2 protein-coding genes are annotated in these 1,120 nt (G+C 60.4%); both read right to left on the bottom strand.

What is annotated here, in order from left to right; genetic code table 11:
- Positions 1–140: 140 nt before the first annotated feature.
- Positions 141–737, bottom strand: a complete 597-nt coding sequence (gene slmA, locus AACR77_RS00425) for a nucleoid occlusion factor SlmA (protein WP_010676117.1) — start codon at positions 735–737, stop codon at positions 141–143.
- A 70-nt stretch (positions 738–807) separates the two neighbouring features.
- A partial coding sequence (gene dut, locus AACR77_RS00420; RefSeq protein WP_042879085.1) for a dUTP diphosphatase occupies positions 808–1,120 on the bottom strand: 313 nt, incomplete at its 5' end.

Here is a 1,120-nt window from a genome sequence, read left to right as displayed (position 1 = left end):
ACGTGCATTGGTTGATGCGGTCTGCTGGCTCAGCTTTGCAGCTGCTGGCTGCGGATGAACTGCCACTGATCTTCAAACCCGGCGGTGGGCTTGATTTTGAACTCCGAGCGGACGTGCATTGGTTGATGCGGTCTGCTGGCTCAGCTTTGCAGCAGCTGGCTGCGGATAAACTGCCACTGATCTTCAAACCCGGCAGTGGGCTTGATTTTGAACTCCGAGCGGACGAACTGGCTGATGCGGCCCTCGGTATAGGCCAGCAGCAGGTTGGCCAGCATGGTCTCGTCGAGCTGGAAGCCCTGGCCTTCCCGCAGCCGTTTCTCGCGCAGTACCTGCTTGATCTGGGTCTCCAGCTTGTCGAACAGAATGCTGATGCGATCCCGCAGCCGATCGTGTTCGCCCAGCAGGGCATCGCCATTGAGAATGCGGGTGATGCCGGGGTTGCGCTCGGCGAACACCAGCAGCAGCTGCAGTATGTGATGGCAGCGGGCCATGGTGTCCTTCTCTTCGGCCATGATCAGGTTGACCCGTGACAGCAGGGAATCCTCGATAAAGTCGATCAGCCCCTCGAACATCCTCGCCTTGCTGGGAAAATGCCGGTAGAGGGCCGCCTCGGACACGCCCACCTCGGCCGCGAGGCGTGCCGTGGTGATGCGCTGGCCCGGGCTGGTTTCCAGCATGTGGGCGAGTGCCTGCAGGATCTGATCGCGCCGACTCTGTTTCTGGTTACTGCTTGCCATGGATTCCCCTAAAAAAACAATGGCTTGATTCTATTATTTGGCACGTGCCCCAGGGGGCCGTGTGGTCTTGTTATTGGCGACCAGAAGAACCAAACCCGCCTTCACCCCGTTCACTCTGATTGAATTCGTCGACCAACTGGAAGCTGGCCTGTACCACCGGCAGGATCACCAGCTGGGCGATGCGCTCGCCAGGCTGCATGGTGAAGCTGTCGTTGCCACGGTTCCAGACCGAGACCATCAACTGACCCTGGTAGTCGGAGTCGATGAGGCCGACCAGGTTGCCCAGCACGATGCCGTGCTTATGGCCGAGGCCGGAGCGGGGCAGGATGGTGGCGCACAGACCCGGATCCTGGATGTGAATGGCCAGCCCGGTCGGCACCAGC

It is taken from the genome of Aeromonas sp. ZOR0002 (genome assembly GCF_963866995.1).
Lineage (GTDB): Bacteria > Pseudomonadota > Gammaproteobacteria > Enterobacterales > Aeromonadaceae > Aeromonas > Aeromonas caviae.
The sequence above is the reverse complement of the archived record's forward strand: the minus strand, read 5'-3'. Positions and strand labels throughout refer to the sequence as shown.

Bases quoted from the DNA above. Each gene is read 5' to 3' on its own strand.
- slmA (WP_010676117.1), bottom strand. From the start codon at position 737: ATGGCAAGCAGTAACCAGAAACAGAGTCGGCGCGATCAGATCCTGCAG.